The organism is Fibrobacter sp. UWOV1, assembly GCF_900142495.1.
Classification (GTDB): domain Bacteria; phylum Fibrobacterota; class Fibrobacteria; order Fibrobacterales; family Fibrobacteraceae; genus Fibrobacter.
The window spans coordinates 286,810-305,501 of sequence record NZ_FRBA01000003.1 but is presented as its reverse complement, the minus strand read 5'-3'; the positions used below and the strand labels follow the sequence as shown (position 1 = coordinate 305,501).

Here is an 18,692-nt window from a genome sequence, read left to right as displayed (position 1 = left end):
GGCGCAAAGCGCCTTTGAGATGTAAGGTGTGGGATGTGAAATGATTAGTCATTACACACCACACATTACACATTGTTTTTATTTGGGTACGTTCACCTGCTTTAATATTCCCTGCAAAATCTTCTTGCTGGCGTCGGGGTCGCCGCTGTCCTTGGCGAACACGCGGTGTTCCATCACCGGGAAAAACACGCGCTGAATGTCATCGGGATTCACGAAGTCGCGGTCATTCACATACGCACACGCCTGCGCCATACGCACCAGATTCAATCCGGCACGCGGGCTAGCCGCCAGACGTACGCTACCGTCGTTACGCGTCGCCTGCACCAGTGAAATCACATAGCGCTCCAGCGATTCATCAATATGAATGCCGCGCACCGTGGCACGAGCCTTCAAAATTTCTTCGGGGCTCGTCACCGCCTTCAAAGTATCAATCGGGCGACTTGTACGATGCGCTCGCAAAATTTCAAGTTCCGTTTCTGCACTCGGATAGCCCACGGAAATACGCACCATAAAGCGGTCCATCTGCGCTTCGGGCAGCGGGAATACACCATGAAATTCCACCGGGTTCTCTGTCGCAAGCACCATGAAAAGTTCCGGCAGCTTATAGCGTTCGCCTTCCAGCGACACCTGCCGTTCTTCCATCGCTTCGAGCAAGGCGCTCTGCGTACGCGGCGAGGCTCGGTTGATTTCGTCGGCCAAAAGCACCTGCGTAAACACAGGGCCCTTCTTGATTTCAAATTCACCCGTATTCGCCTTGAATACGGCACCACCCGTCACATCGGCAGGCAACAAATCCGGCGTAAACTGGATTCGCGCAAAGTCCGCGCCAATCGCCGCGGCAAGCGCCTTCGAAAGCGTCGTCTTGCCCGTGCCGGGAACATCTTCCACCAGCACGTGGCCGTCCGCCAACAGCGCCATCACCAAAAGTTCCACCGTGTCCGATTTACCCAGCAGAACCCCATTTAAAGAATCTATCAGCTCTTTTACCATATTCTAAATATATAATAAAAAAGGAATCACGTTAGTGATTCACGATAAATGCGTAAGGCGAGTGAAGCAGGATTGCTTGCAAGCCTATTTCCGAGCCTAGCATTTAGTACTTTAGTACAATCCGTGTGGCCTAAGGCTATTTACTTCGCCCTTTCGCGCATCAAGGCAATTTCTTTTGCGTAGCCGGGCAATTCATTCGGCGTTTCCAGGTAAAACGGCAAATTCTTCAACGCCGCATGGTTCACCACCCGCGTCAGCGCATCCAAGCCGATATACCCCGCCCCTAAAACCTCATGACGGTCCTTGTGGCTACCCATGGGGTTCTTGCTGTCGTTCAGGTGAATCGCTTTCAAACGTTTTAAGCCAATCACCTTGTCAAATTGTTCAAGGACGCCGTCCAAGTCGTCAATAATATCATAACCGCCATCGAACACATGGCAAGTATCCAGGCAAACTCCCAGTTTATCGCCCAGCTCTACGCGGTCAATAATGGCACGCAGTTCCTCAAAAGTACGGCCCACCTCGGAGCCCTTGCCCGCCATCGTTTCAAGCAGCACAAGCGTCTTTTGTTCCGGCTTTAAAATCTGGTTCAGCGCGCGAGAAATCAAGTCTACGCCCACTTCGACACCTTGCTTCACATGGCTTCCAGGGTGAAAATTGTACATCGCCCCCGGAAAGTGATCCATACGCCAGATGTCATCGATCATCACGTCAACCGCATACTGCCGCAAGCCTTCGTCTGCAGCGCAAGCATTCAGCGTATAAGGAGCATGCGCCAGAATCGGGGCAAAATGGTTGTCATTCAGCAACTTGACAAGCGCATTTGCGTCGGCCGCGTCAAAGGGCTTTGCCGACCCGCCGCGAGGATTCCGTGTAAAAAACTGAAAAGTATCAGCGCCGATCGAAAGCGCCGTCTGCCCCATGGCCAAAAAGCCCGCCGAAGAAGATAAATGACAACCGATATGCATATACTTTAAGCAGTTAAACGAGTCGCAAATCGTCTAAAGACTTGTCGCAATACACGCAAGCCATAGGTAACCACATTCAAGTTCGATTTTTCATCGGCGTAACGCGTCGGAATCGGAAGTTCCGCAAGCTTGTAGCCCAAAGAATCCGCAATCGAAATAATCTCGAGATCGATATCGAACGAAGAACTCAATTTATCCAATTCAAGCGTCCTCAAAAACTCGGAATCGTACACGATAAATCCGCTGTGGCGGTCCGTGAGTTTCTGGTAAAAGGCAAAATTTTCGATCAAGGTCAAGAAGGTTCCGCCCAAGCGCTTGTACAAGGGCATATTTCCGGCTTTAGCTCCACCGCGAGTCAAATGGCGAGAGCCCTGCACCAAGGCAAACTTTCTTTCGTCTCCGTGGTCAACATTGTTGACCGTCTTGAGATAGTCAAAAAATTCATCCAGCTGCTCTGCCGGGTACTGTCCATCGCCATGCAAACAGGCCACCAGTTCTGCACCGGAACGAAGCCCTTCGGCAATTCCTTTCTTGACCACAGCACCGTAGCCGTTATTTTGTTCAAACCGCATATAGCGTAAACGGTACTTTTGCTCTTCGGCAAGCGAGCTCGCAAAATCTTCATAGGCGCTACGTGTATCGTCCGTAGAACCGTCATCAATAATCAAGACGAGAGACTTGTTCCAAACGTTATCAGAAATTTTTTCCAAAACCGACGCAAGCGTACCGGCAACGTTATAAGCAGGAACAAATATAAAGTAGTCGTTAGCCATAATGGTGTGCAAACCATGTTAAGGATTCTTCCAGAGCATTCTTCAACGGAATCTTGGCCTTGAAGCCAACCAGGCGTTCCGCTTTTTCGACAGAAGGTAAACGACGCAAGGAATCGTCGTACCCCTTCCCGTAATACTCTTCGCCCGGAATCACCTCGACTCCAGGCACTTCGTTTTCATGCACACCCTTAATAACGGCATACACGGAGCGCATCAGTTGAGCAAGTTCTGCAATCGAGACTTCGTTTGCCGCATTGCCCACATTGAACGCCTGCGAAAAAGCGCACTCCCCGGCAGCAAGCAGGCAGAACATAAAGTCCACCGCATCGTGCACCGAGGTAAAGCAGCGTTTCGCAACACCTCCATTTACAAGTTTTAGCGATTCCCCACGAACAAGTGCCGTCGAGAAATTCGCTAGCACGCGAGGAATCCCTTCGCCATCGACCCCCGGCATGAAATCCATAAACGGGCCCACGAAATTAAACGGTCGAACCACCGTCCAATGAAGTCCGTCCAGACCGGCCAAGTAGCGTTCGGTCAAGAGTTTTGCCGTCGCATAGCTCCAGCGACTCGCCGCTACTGGCCCAAGCACAATTTCGGACTCGTCTTCGAGAAGCGCACCCGAATCAGCCGCCGTCTTGCCGTATATTTCGGATGTCGAAAAATGAATCAGCCAACTGCCGCTTTGGGCACAGGCGTCTGCAAGTGCCCGCGGAAGGTCGTAATTGCTGCGAATCACCTCGGCTGCTTCGGCCATGTAGCGCCCGGGCGTACAAATCGCCGCCAAGTTGACCACTACAGGATACTGCGCAATACGCTTTACCACCTCGGGGTTTGCAAGGTCTGCGCTAAGGAATTCAAAGCGAGGATTCGCCAAATGCTCCTGAATGCGATAGGAATCAAGATCAACACCAAAAACGCGCCAACTCGTGCGTTCAAAGATGGCTCGCAAAAGGTGGCTACCAATAAAACCACCGCAACCCACAAGGGCTACGGTGATTGAAGAATCTTTAAATTCGAGAGTCGAGTTCAAATTACTCGGTCACCTTGAAGGTACCGGAATTTGCGCCCTTGGCAGTCTGTTCGTACGGAACCACGCGAATGATTGCCGTATTGGTCGGTTCTGCCACGTCTTCGGTCAATACGACCTTCTGTTCATAGCACTTCTTGCCGTCCGGTTTCATGGGACCGGCAGATTCTTCGAGCATATCAAGGCCAGCATCTTCTTCAGAAGTCTTGAAGACGAAACGGTAACCGGAACCTTGCACGTCAGAACCATAAATCACGGTGATGGTATCGCCCATCTTGAAGGAATCGCCCTTCTTGGGAGAAACAACCTTCACGCCATCTTCGACGGAGCAATCATTGGATGCAGAGGGTTCGTCATTGGAGCTTGCAGACGAAGAATCATCGCAAGCAGCAAACATAAATGCAGCAGACACAGCGCATACAGATGCCATCAATTTAAAAAGCTTCATAAAGCCTCCATTTTTTACTTAATATACAAAAATGAAGACATCAAGACCTGTCCATTGAGCTGAACCCGCACGAAATAACGCCCAGACGTCATTTTCGACTGATTTTGCAGCAACGAAACCGTACCGGGAGCGACATTGTGCGTTTCTTGGGCAACCACCTTGCCCATCGCATCGGACACCTGAACCATCAACATTCCACCGGCTGTCGTGATTGTCTGGTTTCGGGCATCAAAATGCAGGCTCGGAGCCGGACGTACACTGACAATCGTCGTACCGCTCGAAGACGACTCCACGTCGTTTTCAACCTTAGCCGGTTTGCAACCGGTGCGGTACACGCCCTTCATGTCGAAGGCAATCATGTCGATATTCGGGCCGCCATCACTTGTCGTCGAAGCAATCTTCATCTTGAAATCGAGAGCGTCTACCCAGACGTCTTCGATGTAGGCGGTATCCCACTTGTCCCAGCTACCTGTCGAGGGGAATGCCACATCATACGTTCCGTTGTCAATCGTGATTTTCATGTCGCGATTGGTATTCCCCTGGAACGAATAGCGAATCATGACGCGGGCATTCGATGCAGACTGGTCGGACGTCAACTTGTAAGTAGCAGTGCTGTAGGCGCTGTTTTCAATATTGAAGAAGCCCTGGCCCGTATAACCTTCGTGGTTCGTTTCAGTCAAGCCATCTGCAATTTCGGGACTTGCCATATCGATCGGAGAAGGCCAAGCTGCATCGGCAGTACCGTCAAAGCAAAGTTTCGGATCAATGGAACTCGAAGATTCCGGACCCTCGGAGCTAGAGGACGTGGGATTTTCGTTGCCGGATTCTTCGCTATCGTGAGCAATTTTCTTGCATTCGGAACCGCCCTTGAACATCGCCGTATAAGTGATATTGCGGGCCTTGGTCCTGAAACCGTAATAAATCATGTTCTTCGAGATTTCGTTACAGTCGTCGTCCACCCACTTTTCGAAGGTCTGACCGTTCGGAGTCACGCGGAGCGTCATCGGGGAACCCGCCGGGAAATACTGCGTCTGCGTGATAAGACCATTGTAATTCGAAAGGTTAGTCTGCACCTTGATGGTGTAACATTTCTTGATAGTAGAAACAAGCGTGGTGAGCGCCGCCTTTGCGTCGGCAGAAAGATTCGAATTGCTCTTGAGATTTTCTTCAAGTTCTTCGCAAATCATCTGGGCATGGCCCATCGAGCCCATCTCCTGGAAATGTGTCGTTCCATCGTTCACGCCATCCGGGTAATTCGGATATTCGCCCTTCTCCAGTTTCTTGTACAGATAACGTGTCACGTAATCCGGCATGTTCTTGTAAGTCGTATTGTAGGTATTGTACGACTTCATGTTCAAATCCACAAACGGGACCTTGTTGTTCTTCGCCACCGTCTGCATCATGCCGCGGGCATCGTAATTTTTGTCGCCGGTAGAGAACACGTTGCGGCTACCGTTCAAGTTCATCGGCGAAATCAAAATGGCATTAGCCCCCTTCGCCTTGGCAGCATCCACATATTTCTGGATATAGCCCGAAAACTGGGAGGGTTCCACATAGCGGGCCGCCTTGCTGTAGTCGCGGTCGTTATGGCCAAACTGCACGAACAGGTAATCACCCTTCTGGAGCTTGCCCTTGACTTCGTCCAAACGGCCTTCTTCAATAAAGGTTCTAGAACTGCGGCCACCGATGGCATAGTTATTCACCTTCACGCGGGACGCATCGAAGAAATAACCAAGTACCTGACCCCAACCCGTTTGCGGATAAGCGTTATCCTTGTACGTACAAACTGTAGAATCGCCAACCACGTAAATTGCGAAACTGGTGGAATCGCTTACGGCAACCCCCGTGAACACCGCTGCAGCGATGAAAAATTTGAACAACGATTTCATTTTTCCAACCATTCCTTGTGTCATCTTGAGCGAAGCTTTAGCGAAGTCGAAAGATCTCATATAAAGAGTTCCTTAGATCCTTCGACTACGAACCTTCGGTTCTGCGCTCAGGATGACACTTTGTATCCTATTTAACCTTGACCCAGTTTGCGTTAAACTTCGTGTTACCCTGCTTCACCACAACGCGGTAGAGTCCGGCAGACTTCACCATCGTTGCAAGCGAAACTTCTGATGCGTTTTCGACAATTCGCTTTGCCACCAGACGACCACTCATATCGAACACATTCACATGAGCACGTTCCGTACCGGCAAGGCGCAGCATTTCGCCATGCAACGCAAAACCAGTCACATCGCGAACCTTATTCAAAATAGTCGTCGACGTATCTTCGGTGCAGCCTTCGCTTACGCGGCAAACGCCGTCGATACTGAAACCAAAGGCATCTAGATTCGGAGCGCCATCGCTTGTAAGCGACATAATCTTGAGTTCGGCTTCACCTTGCGGAGCATCCATCACCACGTAGGCGGTATCCCACTTGTCCCAACCACCCGTCGGCGGTGCACTCACAAGGTAATCATGGTCCAAATAAGCATTGAACATACGATCCGACGATCCGCCGTTTGCATAGCGCACCGCAAGCGTCACATAGCCTGCGCCTGGGAACTTGACCTTATATGCGGCAAACGAGGCATTCGTATTATCCAGATTGTAATAGCCTTCGCCCGTAAAGCCAGTCCATTCGTTCTGAGTCCAGCCGATTCCAGCCGTATCCGGAGTGCTTGCATCAAAGAATTTCTTGATATCCTTGTCAATTTTCACCGTATCCTGCGTGCTGCCTCCAATCGGGGTAAACGGAACAAAGGTCACATCGTCAAGGCTCTTCGGGGTCGTGGTCGGGAATGCGGTTAACGCGGCACCATCGCCGGTATATTTCTGCGCCGTTCCGCCCTCGTAAACCGCCGTGAACTGCGTCGAGGCACTCCCCATCACGAACGTATGAATGTAAGGAGACTTCACGTTCGAACGGCTCGGGGCACCCACCTTGTTGCCGTTACCGTCGTACCAGCCCAAGAACTTCTTGCCGCTCTTCGGAATAGTCTTGAGCATCACGGTCATGCCCTGCGGGTAATAGGCGTTGATCGAAGTCGCTTCGGCAGCACCTTCGGGGCTTACCTTCACACTCACCTGGTACATGGGCGCCATGTAGTCACCGAGCTTTTTCACGATCGGGTCCGTATGCGCACGCATCTGTTCGGTAATAATGCGCCCGAAAGCGTTCGCACCGTTCATCTGCAAATGCACGGCGTCTGTCTGGTCGCTTCCCAAGTTGCTGTATTCAGACTTGGTCGCATAGTTGAAGACATACTGTTCCGCATAGCGTTCACCCACAGAAATCATGTAGTTCGCGACCATCTCGCTCATGTCGATAAACGGCACGTTGAGTTCTTCGGCAAGGCTCTTGTTCAGCGCCGGGTAGCCGCGGTAACTATTGTGAATCTGCGTCGGGGAATCGTAATACTTACGACGAATCGGGCTCATGATAATCGGATAAGCGCCCTTTGCGCGGACATCGCTCACCATCTTTTTCATGTTCGAAGCAAAGAATTCTTCGGTACTGTAGTTCACGTCGTTAATACCGAACTGGATCACGACATAGTCGCCCGCCTTGAGTTTTTCAGCGATGCAGTTGCCATTGGAGCAACCTTTCTTGAAGAACATGTCGTAATAGCCGACAGCGGTATTACCCTTCTTGTCAAGACCGCCGCCACCGAGCGACATGCCACCCTGGCCGCGATTCACGACCGTAGCCTTGGTCGGATCAAACCAAAAATGGAAATCCTGTCCCTGTCCCTGCTTGGGATAGTAGCCTTCGTTCCAGTCCTGCATGGTGGAGTCGCCACACATATAGATGGTCACTGCCGACCATGTGAGCGGCGCCACGACCATCGATGCGATTACGGCAGATTGCCAAAGTTTATTAAACATCTTCATAACCAAAACCCAAAATCGCCTAGCCCCGGTCCAACACTCGAAAGACCAAGGCTAGGCAGTGAGGTGTTTATAGCTTCGAGAATTTCTTCGTCGAAACAGCCTTTCCGTTAAGTTTAACCTTCACCAAGTACATTCCCTTCGGGAGCAGTTCTTGGTCGAGTGCCATCGCTGTAGATCCCGCAGAAACATTCTTCGAGATACCCAGGCGCATCGCACCGGACATGTCGTAGAAGTAAATTTCAGCAAGGCCGCCCCTCGGGGTAAAGAGTACGCCTGTGGAAGGATTGAAGGCCACACCACTCTTGAACGGAATTACCGCAAGTGCAGTCGGATTATCAATCTTCTGCGTACCGTCGTAAAGCTCCACACCGTCAATGCCGAAGGTGAACATGTCAAAGTTCGGGCCACCGTCACTTGTCATCGAGGTAAACGTAATCGTATTCACGCCCGCGACCAGCTTCACATCTACCTTCGCTTCGGAATACTTCGTCCAATCGCCAGTCGAGGCGAAACTGAGCGTGCCGGCAGAAGCGCCGTTCACGTTCACCGCCATGTTGCGGGAAGTCGTGCCACCGTTCGTGAAGCGCACCGTAAGCGTCGTCTTCGCCTCGGTCTTCGAGAAGATTTCCCAAGTGCCGTAGCTCGAAAGCGCATTGTCAAAGTTATAATAGCCGTTCTTGAGGAAGCCTTCGTTGGTCGTTTCCGTCACACCCTTGCCATCCTTCGGGGTAGAGGCATCCAGTTCGGACTTGCCGTTGTTCACCACCGGAGTCGTGTCGGCAGGTGCCGGGTCCTCGCCCACCACGAAGATGCTCGGCTGCTTGAGCGACTTCACCATGTCAGGTAGGTAGTAACCCAAGTGCGGCGGCTGGTTATAGGCCGTATTTTGAGACGCAACCGCCGTGCGGTAGGTGGCATCGTGCATCAAGGTATAAACACGGTGTTCGCTTGTCACCGGAGTCGAAACGATGTACAGCAACGTCGGATCCTTTTCGCTACGCACTACCATTTCTTCGCGCCAGTCGCCAAAGAGGTCGGCCACAAGGCTCGGCGTATTCTTGGTGCCATTGCAACCGGTAACACCGAGGGCAGATGGACCATCGAAATAAGTTTCAGATTTTTTCGACGTAGAATTGAACTTGGTCACAAAAGCGCCGTCCATGAGTTCGTCATACTCATCGCCGTCAAAATAAATGCGAAAGTTCTGAGACACTGCAGGCGTTCCAATGAGTTTGCCCTTAGCAGTCTTCATTCCACCGCCCTTTGCAGACCACATTTCATAGCCACGATGTTCAGAATCAACGTCTGCAGCCATGCCACGACCATTATCGACACCTTCGGCAGATGGCTGCGGAGTGCCCCAAATAATCTTGCCATCGTTGGCACGCATTTCTTCGGTGTACTGGGCATTCTTGTGTTCGTGCACATCCCAGGATTCAAGCCCCGGAAGATCCGGATCCAAATCACCGATGTGGTGGGCGTCGCCATGGCCAAGTCCCGTGCGGTAACGCAGCGTGCCGTCGTGGTTCAGGGCCGCAGCACCGAAGAACACTTCATCGTAACCATCGCCATCGAGGTCAGCCGCCTGGAGGCTGTGGTTTCCTTCGCCGTAAAGCCCCTTGTCCGGGTCTTCGGACTTGTGGAGCCAACGCAGCTTCAAGTCCTTTCCATCGAAATCGTAGGCAGCCACGTAGGCAGAGCTATAATAGCCGCGAACGAAAATAGCACTCGGATGTACGCCATCCAGGTAGCCCGTCGCCGCCAGGTAGCGTTCGCAGCGGTTGCCGTAATTGTCCCCCCACTTGCCCTTAGCCTGGGGCGAAGAATGGCTCAAGATATTGCGGCTCGGTTCGTACGTAACAGTCGAAATCGCCGCACCGTCAACACCGCGAAAAACTGTCAGGTATTCGGGACCATCGAGGATGGTTCCCGCAGAGCTGCGGTAATCCTTCGACTTGTCGCCAATCGCCTTGCCCGTACCGTCAATCGTACCGTCGGCAGTCTTCACGATCATCTCGGCCTTGCCGTCGCCATCGTAGTCAAACACCTGGAACTGCGTGTAGTGAGCGCCCGCGCGAATATTCTTACCAAGGTCAATACGCCAAAGGCGCGTACCGTCGAGCTTGTAGGCATCGATGAATACCGTACCCGTATAGCCCGTCTGTGAGTTGTCGTGGGCATTGCTCGGATCCCACTTCAAAATCAGTTCGTATTCGCCGTCGCCGTCGAGGTCGGCCGTACTCACGTCATTGGGAGTGTACGTACACTTTTCGCCGTCAGGCATCGTCTGTGCCGCGGGGACTTCCAGTTTAATAGTCTTATACGGGAAAGACTTTCCGCTGTTGGAGACTGTCTTGTCGAGCACCACGGAAACACCCTGCTTGGCCCCTTCCTTGCCGCCAACTACTGCCGCGACCGTATATTTGGAAGTTGTCTTGCCGGCGGCGTCCAGGTAGTTCGTGCCACCCGTCTTACCAACGGAAGCAATTTTCTCACCATCGCGATAGAGATTGAACTCCACATCCGGAGCGTCGGTACCCAAAAGACGCCAACTCACGAGCATACCCTTGCCCGTGTTCGTGACAGCAAGACCGCGCGAAAGATTTTCCATTTGGCGGTTAGCCGAAAATGCCGGAGAAGCAAGCCCAAACGCTAGCACGACTCCTGCAAAAATTGTCGATGTTTTTAAGCCAATACCCATATAAACTCCATTTTCAATGGCCTTACTGCTAATCTATTTCTAAAAGTTCAAAACAGAACGCAAATTATTCTTATTTGTAGTCTTTAGACAACAAGACTCTACAGCAATTCCTTTTCTAAATATAATCAAAAATTCTATAAAAAGTCCACATTATTTTAAAAATTTTATAGACAATTTGGCATTTTAAAAATTGTAATAAAAATAAAAAGTCTACATTTCTTCATTAATGCCGTCAAGTGAGGACAACTACGGAATCGCCCGCAAGCCCGTCACAAGCAAAACGCTTTGTTTCAAAATAAAACACAATCTCCTTAAAGTCTTAAAAGCCGCCAAAAATGTTTCAAAACGATACTGTAAGACGCCTAAAAACACCAAAATAGACACAAATCGCCCACCAATAGAACTTGGCACAGAAATTGCTTATTTTAGGGCGAAACAAAAAAAAAAATAGTCCAACATGGACTAAAAAGTTCAATCAGGGCGCAAAAGCCCGCAAAAAAGGAAAAGTGAAAATGATTAAGCCTCTTGCAGATCGAATCGTCGTCAAGCCGGCAGAAGCCGAACAGAAGACCTCTTCGGGTCTCTTTATCCCGGACAACGCCAAGGAAAAGCCGATGCAGGGTAAGGTCGTGGCCGTGGGCCCGGGTCGCAAGAACGACAAGGGTGAACTCGTTGCCATGGAAGTCAAGGTCGGCGACGTGGTGCTTTACGGCAAGTACAGCGGTACTGAAGTCACTGTTGATGGCGAAAACTACCTGATCGTGAAGGAATCGGACGTCATCGCTACTCTGTAGTGGTTAGTAGACAGTAGGAAGTTAGAAGTAGAAAGTATTTACAATCGCGGCTTCGCCGCCTAGCTATTAAACTGTCTACCGTCTACTGCCTACTTCCTACTCTTTCAACAAAAAGTTTTAAATAAAAAAGGAAAACAACAATGGCAAAGCAACTTAAGTTTGATGTAGCAGCTCGCGAATCCCTGATGAAGGGTGTCGACAAACTCGCCAACGCAGTCAAGGTCACCCTCGGTCCTAAGGGCCGTAACGTGATGATCGCAAAGGCCTTCGGCGCCCCGAACGTCACCAAGGACGGTGTGTCTGTCGCTAAGGAAGTGGAACTCGAAGACGCCTACGAAAATCTCGGCGCCCAGATGGCCAAGGAAGTCGCCAACAAGACGAGCGACGCTGCTGGTGACGGTACCACCACCGCTACCGTGCTCGCCCAGGCGATCACTCGCGAAGGCCTCAAGAACGTGGCCGCCGGAGCAAACCCGATGGACATCAAGCGCGGTATGGACGCCGCCGTTGACGCCGTCATTACCGAAATCGGCAAGATGGCCGTGAAGATCAATGGCAAGGAACACATTGCCCAGGTCGCAACGATTTCTGCAAACAACGACCCCGAAATTGGCGAACTCCTCGCCAACGCTATGGAAAAGGTCGGCAACGATGGCGTCATCACCATCGAAGAATCCAAGACCGCTGAAACCGTTCTCGACGTTGTCGAAGGCATGCAGTTCGACCGCGGCTACCTCTCTCCGTACTTTGTCACTAACACTGACAGCATGGAAGTAAACCTCGAAAACCCGTACATCTTGCTGTACGACAAGAAGATTTCTACCATGAAGGATTTGCTGCCGATGCTCGAACATGTGGCAAAGCAGGGCAAGTCTCTCCTCATCATCGCCGAAGACGTCGATGGCGAAGCTCTCGCAACGCTCGTCGTGAACAAGATGCGCGGCACCCTGAAGGTTGCTGCAGTCAAGGCTCCGGGCTTCGGTGACCGTCGTAAGGCCATGCTCGAAGACATCGCTATCCTCACTGGCGGTATGCTGGTTTCCGAAGACACGGGCGCCAAGCTCGAAGACGCTCCGGTGACCGTGCTCGGCCAGGCCAAGTCCATCACCATCACGAAGGACAACACCACGATCGTCGAAGGTGCTGGCGACGCCGCTTCTATCAAGGGCCGTATCGCCCAGATCAAGAAGCAGATCGAAGCTACCACCAGCGATTACGACCGCGAAAAGCTCCAGGAACGTTTGGCCAAGCTCGCTGGCGGCGTTGCCGTGATCAAGGTCGGTGCTGCTACCGAAGTCGAAATGAAGGAAAAGAAGGACCGCGTCGACGACGCTATGCACGCAACCCGCGCCGCTGTCGAAGAAGGTATCGTTCCGGGTGGTGGCGTTGCCCTCATCCGCGCCGAAAAGGCTATTGACGCCCTCAAGTTCGACAACGCCGACCAGAAGACTGGTGCAGCCATCATCCGCCGCGCTATCGAAGAACCGCTCCGTCAGATCGTCACCAACGCTGGCCTCGAAGGCTCTGTCGTGGTGAACAAGGTGAAGGAAGGCAAGGACAGCTTCGGTTACAATGCCAAGACTGACACCTACGAAGACCTCATCAAGGCTGGCGTGATTGACCCGGCCAAGGTGACCCGTACGGCTCTCAAGAATGCATCCTCCATCGCTTCGATGATTCTTACCACTGACTGCGTGATCGCAGAAAAGAAGGAACCGAAGCCGGCAGCTCCTGCCATGGATCCGTCCATGGGCATGGGCGGCATGATGTAATCGGCTAGCCGCTAGATTCTACTCCTTATGGACGTCCGGTTCTTTGAACCGGACGTTTTTTGTATAAAAAATATTTGGATTATGAAGGCGGGAGTCTGCTCGGCAAAGACGCTTTCTCGGCGGGATGCTTCTCCGCTTTGCGGAGAAGCTCCGGCTTCGGCTCAGATATGCCGGCAAGCTAGCTTGCCGTCGCATCTTCGCCTTACGCCGTGGTCGAACATGAGTTCTCCCGTTGCGTCATAAGTATGAAAAAGAGGTCCCCGATGGGGACCTCTTTTTCATACTCACGGCGGGAGTCGAACCCACGACCCGCTGCTTAGAAGGCAGCTGCTCTATCCAACTGAGCTACGCGAGCGTTGTGGCGCAAATATAGAAAAAATTTTTCAAGTTTTCATTGACTATTTCATAATTCCAGTTGCCGCTTTCAGAAACATTATCTATATTTATGCACGTATCAACATATTTGCATAAACCTAGGACGCCGGTTTGACCCGCCCACGGAGAGATTATGAAGATTGTAGACATTCTGAAGCAAGATAAGATGAGCCTTTCGTTCGAAGTGTTCCCGCCTAAAAAAGAGACGAGCTTCGAAAACGTGAAGGCGGCGACAGAATCCATTGCGGCGCTCGGCCCCGCATTCATGAGCGTCACCTACGGTGCAGGCGGCGGCGTGAGCCACTTTACCCTCGATATCGCGAAAAACCTCAAGGAAAAGTTCAACATCCCGATGCTCGCCCACCTCACGTGCGTTTCGAGCAGCAAGGAAACGGTGCACCAGCGCATCGAAGACATGAAGGCGGCGGGCATCAAGAATGTGATGGCTCTCCGCGGCGACCTCACCCCGGAACTCATTGAGAAGGGCCGCGACAACTGCGACTACCACTACGCCGTCGAGCTTATCCGCGAACTCAAGGCATCCAATGCAGACTTCTGCATTGGCGCCGCCTGCTACCCCGAAAAGCACCCCGAAAGCGCCAACCAGGCCGAAGATATCAAGCACCTTAAGGAAAAGGTGGATGCCGGCGCAGACTTTTTGACCACGCAGATGGTTTTTGACAACAACCTGTTCTTCAGTTTCCTCTACAAGTTGCGCGATGCAGGCGTCAACTGCCCGGTGCTCCCCGGCATTATGCCGATTACCAACGCAAACCAGGTGGAACGCGCCATCAAGCTTTCCGGCTCCTTTATGCCGCAGCGTTTCAAGTCGCTGGTCGACAAGTTCGGAAGCGACCCGGAGGCCATGAAGCAGGCGGGCATCATCTACGCAAGCGACCAGATTATCGACCTGTACGCGAACGGGATTACAAACGTGCACGTGTACTCGATGAACAAGCCCGACGTGGCGGAAGGCATTCTGAAGAACGTTTCTGCAATTCTCGGAAAGAATTTTGCCGGTTAATTTCGCAAGTTAAAGATTAACCGTCTTTAACCATTCGCGCATTTCATAGACATCAACTTTCGCCCGCAAAGACTTGTGGGCGATTCTTGCACCCGGAGTGGTAGCCATCTTTTTAGGATCCAGATGCATACCTACGCGGCCGAGGTCTAGGCGGTCGGCATCGTAGCAGGTGTTGATGGTCGGATTATCAGTCTGATGTTCCTTAGTGTGATAGAAGCAGGCATGGTACAGTTGGTCGAACTGTTCCTGCGTAATATCGAGGAGTCCCTTTTCGAAACATTCCTTGGCAAAAGCTGCGCTGCGCTCGCCATGTTCGCCATCGTAGCCGTCATCTTCGCGCTTGCAGTCGTGAAAGAGTGCGAATAGCCGCACGACTGTCACGTCGGCACCAGTAATGGGTGCGAGAAGCAAGCCGTTGAATTCCACCTGCCGCCAATGAGAAAGCCCATGAATCGTCGAATCCACGATCCGATTGCTATAGACAAACTCTTGTAAGGCAGCAAAATCTAGCATAGATCTAATTCAGATTTCGGAGTTCGGAATTCAGAATTACCTATATAAAATTTAATTCATAATTCTGAAATCTGAATTCCGAATTATTTTCCGTAGTGTTCCTTCAGGTCCATCAGGCACTGGAGCGCCTGCATCGGAGTCATTTCTTCGGGCTTTAAGCGGCGGATTTCTTCTTTAAGGAGCTGCGTGGATTCGTCGGGGGGAGCGAACAGGTCGACCTGCGGCTTTTCCATGAGCTTCTTGTGGGTCGCGCCATCGCTCGGGTCAATCTTCTGCTTTTCGAGGCGCAAAAGAATCTTGCGGGCGCGGCGAAGCACGTTATTCGGGAGGCCCGCCATTTCCGCCACGTGAATGCCGTAGCTGGAGTCGCAGGCGCCTTCCAAAATCTTGTGCAAGAATATCAGTTTGTCGCCCTTTTCTTGAACGCCCACCTGGAAGTTGCCGGCGTGTTCAAGGCTTTCTACAAGGCCCGTAAGTTCGTGATAATGCGTTGCAAACAGCGTGATGGCGGCTCGGGCCGGTTCATCGTGCAGCGTTTCCACAATCGCCCACGCAATCGAGAGGCCGTCAAAGGTACTGGTTCCGCGACCGATTTCGTCGAGAAGCACCAGGCTGTGCGAAGTCGCATTGCGCAAGATGTTTGCGGTTTCAATCATTTCCACCATGAAGGTCGAAAGGCCGCGGCTCAGGCGGTCGCTGGCACCCACGCGCGTAAAGATGCGGTCCACCACGCCGATGCGGGCACTTTCGGCAGGCACAAAGCAGCCGATTTGCGCCATAAGTACAATGAGCCCTGTCTGGCGCAGGTAAGTCGATTTACCGGCCATGTTCGGGCCTGTAATGAGCATGAGGCGCGTGGCTTCAGGCGAAAGATTCACATCGTTCGGGATAAAGTCCAGGTCCGAATTCACCGCGACAATCACCGGATGGAAACCGCCCTTGATTTCGATACCCGAGCCTTCGAAGACTTCGGGGCGAACGTAATTGTACTTGCGGGCGGCGCGGGCAAAGCTGTAAAGCGTATCGACATGCGCAATGGCATTTGCGATTTCCTGCAGTTCGGCACGCCAGCTGTTCACGCGTTCGCGGAGTTCGCAGAAAATCTTGTATTCCAGCGCGTGAATGTTGACTTCGGCGTTACTGATGATGGATTCGCATTCCTTCATCTCGGGCGTAATGTAGCGTTCGCCGTTCACCGTCGTCTGCTTGCGAATGTATTCGTCGGGAATCGGGCTCGTGGCCTTCGCCATCTGCGCCTTGGTAATTTCGATGTAGTAACCGAAAACGCGGTTGTAGCCAACCTTCAGGCTCGGGATTCCGAGGCGTTCTCGCTCGCGGACTTCCAAAGAGGCAATCCATTCGCGGCGTTCCTTGATGTCTTCGTTCATGGCATCGAGCTCCGCATTTGCACCCGCGCGAATCATGCCGCCCTCGCGAACCGTCAGCGGCAAGTCATCGTTAAACTGCGAGAGGAGTTCTTCGCCGCGGCCTCGGGCGGCAATGAGGGCCGCTCGCATCGGTTCAAAAATCGGCGAATTCAAACCCTCAAGCACATCGGCCACCTTGGATGCCTGCGAAAGCGAACGGCCCATGCCCGCCAAGTCGCGGGCATTCGCGCGGCCAGAACCGACGCGGCCCATCAGGCGTTCCATATCGAGAATCGAAGTCAGCGATTCCTTCAGTTCGTCAAGAGCGACCGGATTATTGACAAGTTCTTCGACGGCTTCTTCGCGTTCCCTGATGCGGTCCACCGAAATCAACGGGTGACTCACCCATTCCTTCAAGTTGCGCCCGCCCATCGCGGTCACCGTAAAGTCGAGCACGTAGCAGAGCGTGCTGCTGATGTCGTCGGCATTCAGCGGACGCACCAGTTCCAGATTACGCAGCGTGCTCGGGTCAAGCGTCATGTAGTCGTCGAGATTCAGAATCTCGAGCGTCGTAAAGTGCGAAAGTTCGGACTTCTTCTGGTCCATCAGGTACTGGAGAAGCGCTCCCGTCACCTGGGTTTCGACCACTCGCCCATCGAGGCCGAGACCGTCCAAAGCCTCGACCTTAAAGTGCGTAAACAGCACATCCTTCGCGGAATCTTCGCCGAACAGGAATGCCGGAAGTTCTGTCACCAGAATGTTTTCGGAGCGAATCAAGTCCATCACTCCGCTAGGAATCACGGTTCCTTCGGGCACCACAACTTCTTTCGGCATGCGGCGGCAGAATTCACATTCAAAAGCCTGCACCGAGCTCTTGCACGCTGCCAAGTAGCCAGTCGTCACGTCGGCAATCGCAAACGAGACCGAATCCTTTTCGGGAATGAAGGCGCAAAGGTAATTCGCCTCTTTCGCATTCAGGTTCGACTCGTCCATCGCGGTGCCGGCACTGATGATTTCCACAATGTCGCGCTTGACGATTCCCTTTGCGAGTTTCGGGTCTTCCACCTGTTCGCAAATGGCGATGCGGTAACCCGCCGCCACCATCTTGGGCACGTAGCGGTCCGCGGCATGGTGCGGGAACCCGCACAAAGGCGTTGCTCCCGAGGCGCCGTTGTTGCGGCTCGTGAGCGTAAGTCCTAAAATTTTGGAGGCAACCACGGCATCGTCTTCGAAAAGTTCGAAGAAGTCGCCCATTCTAAAAAACAAGATGCAGCCGGGATTCTGTTTCTTGATCTCGTAATACTGCTGCATTAACGGGGTCACAGCCATTAGGCATCTCCCATCGACAATTCAACCTGGTCCGGATTTTCTTCGGGCTGCTTGGGTTCTTCGGGACTCACCGATTCGGGTTTCGCATACTGCGGCACCAAGGCGCCCGCTTCCAGAAGTTCACTGAATTCGCGGAGGCGCGGCAAGTCTTCCGGGATGCGGTTGATGCCAAAATACTTCATGAATTCCTGCGTGGTCACGTAGGTATAGGGGTTACCCACCGTATCGGCACGGCTACCCAGCGCAATAAAGCCCTTGTCGAGCAAGTTACGGATCGGGCCGTCCACCGACGACACGCCACGCACCTGTTCAATCGCCGCCTTGGTAATCGGCTGCTGGTAAGCAATCACCGCCAAGGTTTCAAGCGCCGCCTGGCTGAGCCTGCGGGCGTTTGCTTCGGGGAACAACTTGCGCACCCACGGGTAATACTTGGCGCGGGTCCTAAAGCGGTAACCGCCGGCCTGTTCCACAATTTCGAACGGGGAATTAATCTTGTTCAGCGAATCGTTCGCCGCAATCAAAGCATCGGACACCAAGCGCGCATCCAGAAAATCACCCAGAATTTCACGCAGCTTTTTAAGCGTCACAATGTCAGGAGACGCAAATACGAGCGCCTGGATAATGCGGGCCAAATCCTCTTGGCTCTCGACTTTCGGGAGTTCCGCCGATTCTTCGGCCAAATCGTCCAAATTCTGATTTTCTTCCATACGCTTACCAAGATACAAATTT

14 protein-coding genes and 1 tRNA gene are annotated in these 18,692 nt (G+C 52.4%); 3 read left to right on the top strand and 12 right to left on the bottom strand.

What is annotated here, in order from left to right:
• Positions 1-78: 78 nt before the first annotated feature.
• The 8 genes from BUC02_RS06980 to BUC02_RS06945 all read right to left on the bottom strand — a co-directional run bounded on the left by BUC02_RS06980 (position 79) and on the right by BUC02_RS06945 (position 10,789).
• Positions 79-990, bottom strand: coding sequence for an AAA family ATPase (locus BUC02_RS06980; RefSeq protein WP_073320555.1), 912 nt, complete (start codon positions 988-990; stop codon positions 79-81).
• Between the two features lie 140 nt (positions 991-1,130).
• Entirely contained in the window at positions 1,131-1,958 is an 828-nt protein-coding gene (locus tag BUC02_RS06975) for a deoxyribonuclease IV (protein WP_073320543.1), read from the bottom strand.
• A gap of 5 nt (positions 1,959-1,963) precedes the next feature.
• Positions 1,964-2,731 carry a glycosyltransferase family 2 protein gene (locus BUC02_RS06970; protein WP_073320541.1) on the bottom strand — a complete coding sequence of 256 codons (768 nt, stop codon included), beginning with the start codon at positions 2,729-2,731 and terminating at the stop codon, positions 1,964-1,966.
• Positions 2,724-3,764, bottom strand: coding sequence for an NAD-dependent epimerase/dehydratase family protein (locus BUC02_RS06965; protein WP_073320539.1), 1,041 nt, complete (start codon positions 3,762-3,764; stop codon positions 2,724-2,726). Before BUC02_RS06965 ends, BUC02_RS06970 begins: the two co-directional genes overlap by 8 nt.
• A 1-nt stretch (position 3,765) precedes the next feature.
• Entirely contained in the window at positions 3,766-4,209 is a 444-nt protein-coding gene (locus BUC02_RS06960) for a hypothetical protein (RefSeq protein ID WP_073320537.1), read from the bottom strand.
• 14 nt (positions 4,210-4,223) lie between these two features.
• Positions 4,224-6,098 (bottom strand): GDSL-type esterase/lipase family protein, encoded by a 1,875-nt coding sequence (locus tag BUC02_RS06955; RefSeq protein ID WP_254794137.1) that lies wholly within the window; start codon positions 6,096-6,098, stop codon positions 4,224-4,226.
• A 127-nt stretch (positions 6,099-6,225) separates the two neighbouring features.
• Positions 6,226-8,088: a GDSL-type esterase/lipase family protein gene (locus tag BUC02_RS06950; RefSeq protein ID WP_073320535.1), complete on the bottom strand. Its 1,863-nt coding sequence runs from the start codon at positions 8,086-8,088 to the stop codon at positions 6,226-6,228.
• Between the two features lie 67 nt (positions 8,089-8,155).
• Positions 8,156-10,789, bottom strand: coding sequence for a rhamnogalacturonan lyase family protein (locus BUC02_RS06945; protein WP_073320533.1), 2,634 nt, complete (start codon positions 10,787-10,789; stop codon positions 8,156-8,158).
• 512 nt (positions 10,790-11,301) lie between these two features.
• Here BUC02_RS06945 and groES point away from each other — a divergent pair.
• Together groES and groL are read left to right on the top strand one after the other, a co-directional pair.
• On the top strand, positions 11,302-11,583 hold the full coding sequence (groES, locus tag BUC02_RS06935; protein ID WP_073320529.1) for a co-chaperone GroES: 282 nt from the start codon (positions 11,302-11,304) through the stop codon (positions 11,581-11,583).
• Positions 11,584-11,723: 140 nt separating this feature from the next.
• Complete coding sequence (groL, locus tag BUC02_RS06930) at positions 11,724-13,355, top strand: chaperonin GroEL (protein WP_073320527.1); 1,632 nt, start codon at positions 11,724-11,726, stop codon at positions 13,353-13,355.
• Positions 13,356-13,636: 281 nt separating this feature from the next.
• Here groL and BUC02_RS06925 read toward each other — a convergent pair.
• A tRNA-Arg gene (locus BUC02_RS06925) sits at positions 13,637-13,710 on the bottom strand.
• A gap of 153 nt (positions 13,711-13,863) precedes the next feature.
• Here BUC02_RS06925 and metF point away from each other — a divergent pair.
• Positions 13,864-14,754 (top strand): methylenetetrahydrofolate reductase [NAD(P)H], encoded by an 891-nt coding sequence (gene metF, locus BUC02_RS06920; RefSeq protein WP_073320525.1) that lies wholly within the window; start codon positions 13,864-13,866, stop codon positions 14,752-14,754.
• 9 nt (positions 14,755-14,763) lie between these two features.
• Here metF and BUC02_RS06915 read toward each other — a convergent pair whose 3' ends face one another.
• From BUC02_RS06915 to scpB, 3 genes are all read right to left on the bottom strand, one after another.
• Positions 14,764-15,267 carry an HD domain-containing protein gene (locus tag BUC02_RS06915; RefSeq protein ID WP_073320523.1) on the bottom strand — a complete coding sequence of 168 codons (504 nt, stop codon included), beginning with the start codon at positions 15,265-15,267 and terminating at the stop codon, positions 14,764-14,766.
• Between the two features lie 83 nt (positions 15,268-15,350).
• Entirely contained in the window at positions 15,351-17,963 is a 2,613-nt protein-coding gene (gene mutS / locus BUC02_RS06910) for a DNA mismatch repair protein MutS (protein WP_073320520.1), read from the bottom strand.
• Positions 17,963-18,670: an SMC-Scp complex subunit ScpB gene (gene scpB, locus BUC02_RS06905; protein ID WP_073055697.1), complete on the bottom strand. Its 708-nt coding sequence runs from the start codon at positions 18,668-18,670 to the stop codon at positions 17,963-17,965. Before scpB ends, mutS begins: the two co-directional genes overlap by 1 nt.
• Positions 18,671-18,692 lie beyond the last annotated feature (22 nt).